The sequence below is a fragment of the Saccharopolyspora sp. 6M genome (assembly GCF_020176775.1).
GTDB classification, from domain to species: domain Bacteria; phylum Actinomycetota; class Actinomycetes; order Mycobacteriales; family Pseudonocardiaceae; genus Saccharopolyspora_C; species Saccharopolyspora_C gregorii.
The window spans coordinates 1-2,116 of the sequence record NZ_JAIUJZ010000334.1; the positions used below are offsets into that span (position 1 = coordinate 1).

Below are 2,116 nucleotides of genomic sequence, written 5' to 3' on the forward strand. Positions count from 1 at the left end.
GGTGGGGGTCACAGCGGGTGCGGGTCGGTGTGCAGGTCGGCGAGCAGGTCGCCGTGGTCGTCGACGCGTTCGAGGACGTCGTCGGCGGTGTAGCGCAGCTGGTCGGGTTCGCGGCAGGCGTGGACTTCGTCCCAGGTGAGGGGGGTGGAGGCGGTGGGGTGGTCGCGGGCGCGCAGCGAGTAGGGGGCGATGGTGGTCTTGGCGGGGTTGTTCTGGCTCCAGTCGAGGCCGACCTTGCCGGTGCGGGCGGCGCGGTTCATCTTCGCCAGCAGCGCGTCGGGGTGTTCGGCGGCGAGTTCGTGGGCGAGCCGCTTGGCGTAGGCGGAGGTGCGGTCGGGGCGTTCGGTGCGCACCGGGCAGTACAGCTGCATGCCTTTGGCGCCGCTGGTCTTCGGGTGGGCGCGCAGTCCGTCGGCGCGCAGCCGTTCCTGCAGGAGTTCGGCGGCGCGGCAGCATTCGACGATGGTGGCGGGTGGCCCGGGGTCGAGGTCGAACACGAGCAGGTCGGGGGTGTTGCGGGTGTCGTGTTCGCCGACGGTCCACTGGGGGACGTGGAGTTCGAGGGCGGCGAGGTTCGCGGTCCACACCAGGGTGGGCAGGGCGTCGATGAGCACGTGGTGGTTGACGGCGCGGCCGGTACCGTCGGCGCCGCTGACCAGGCGGGCGGTGGGGACCCAGTCGGGGGCGTGGCGGGAGACGTCCTTCTCGTAGAACGAGCCGGAGTCGACGCCGTCGGGGTAGCGGATGAGGGTGGTGGCGCGGCCGCGCAGGTGCGGCAGCAGCACGGGGGCGATGCGCCGGTAGTAGTCGATGACGTCGCGCTTGCGGAACCCGCAGGCGGGGTAGAGCACCTTGTCCAGGTTGGACAGGGTCAGTTCGCGGTCCTGCACTCGCACGGTCACGCGTCCCACGGTGGTGCTCCGGTCAGGACGCGGCGCGCGAGCCGTGGGTGGCGTCGCGGACGGCGTCTTCGAGTTCGGCGCGGTTCATCTTGGAGCGGCCGCGGACGCCGAGTTCTTTGGCGCGCTTGTCGAGTTCGCCCTTGGTGAGTTCGCCGAGCTCGTCTCCGCGCCCGCCGCGTCGGCTGCTGCTGCGGGTGCCGCGGGCGTGTTCGACGCTGCGGCGGAGCGCGTCGGTGAGGTCGATGACGTCGGTGTCGGCGGCGGGTTCGGCCTCGGCGGCGGGTTCGACGCCGCGGGCCTTGTCGGCGAGGAGTTGTTCGACGCGGTCGGTGTAGGTGTCCTCGTAGTCCTCGGGGTGCCATTCGCCGGTCATGGATTCGATGACGGTCTCGGCCATTTCCAGTTCCTTGTCGGAGGGCGCCGAGCCTGCGGTGTCGCCGATGATCTGGGCGGGGTCGCGGATCTCGTCGGCGAAGAACAGCGTGTTGAGGGCGAGCGCGGCGTCGTCGGCGCGCACGGCGGTGAGGTATTCCTTGCCGCGCAGCACGAAGGTGGCGATGCCGACCTGGTTGGTCTGTTCCATGGCGCGGCGCAGCAGGTCGTAGGGCCGGTGGTTCTCCTTGGCGTTGGGTGCGAGCCAGTAGGTGCGCTGGAAGTGCACCGGGTCGATCTCGTCGAGGTCGACGAAGGAGGTGATGTCGATGGTGCGGGAGCGGCCGGGGGCGATCTCGTCGAGCTCTTCCTGGTCGACGGTGATCAGGGTGCCTTCGACTTCGCGGCCTTTGACGATGTCGCCGTAGTCGACCTCGTCGCCGGTGCGTTCGTTGACGCGCTTGTAGCGGACGCGGTCGGTGGTGCCGCGTTGGTACTGGTGGAAGGAGGGGCTGTGGTCCTCGGTGGCGGCGTAGAGGCCGACCGGGATGGTCACCAGGCCGAAGTTGATGGAGCCGGTCCAGATCTTGCGTGCCATGACGTGCCTCCCTCGCTGCCGGGCGACCCGGCCCGTCATGTCCCCACGATGCGCCGCGCTTCGGCTGATCGCACGGTCCGCGGTGTTCAGCGCAGCCGGTGGGTGCCGTCGGGGAGGCGTTCGGTGCGGCCGTCGCGGGCGAGCAGTTCCAGCAGGGGCAGGGCGACGCGGCGGGTGGTGCGCAGGGCGCGGCGGGCGTCGGCGGGGGTGAACGGCTGGGGCAGGGTGGCGAGCACGTCGAAGA

Annotated in this window: 3 protein-coding genes; all 3 read right to left on the bottom strand. The window is 70.9% G+C overall.

Annotation, left to right across the window (positions count from 1 at the left end):
* Positions 1-8 precede the first annotated feature (8 nt).
* A complete protein-coding gene (gene ligD / locus LCD31_RS28645; RefSeq protein ID WP_224963299.1) occupies positions 9-911 on the bottom strand; it encodes a non-homologous end-joining DNA ligase in 903 nt (300 codons plus the stop codon).
* 13 nt (positions 912-924) lie between these two features.
* On the bottom strand, positions 925-1,872 hold the full coding sequence (locus tag LCD31_RS28650) for a Ku protein (protein ID WP_224963300.1): 948 nt from the start codon (positions 1,870-1,872) through the stop codon (positions 925-927).
* An 86-nt stretch (positions 1,873-1,958) separates the two neighbouring features.
* Positions 1,959-2,108, bottom strand: coding sequence for a SelB C-terminal domain-containing protein (locus LCD31_RS28655; RefSeq protein ID WP_374201693.1), 150 nt, complete (start codon positions 2,106-2,108; stop codon positions 1,959-1,961).
* Between the last annotated feature and the right edge of the window lie 8 nt (positions 2,109-2,116).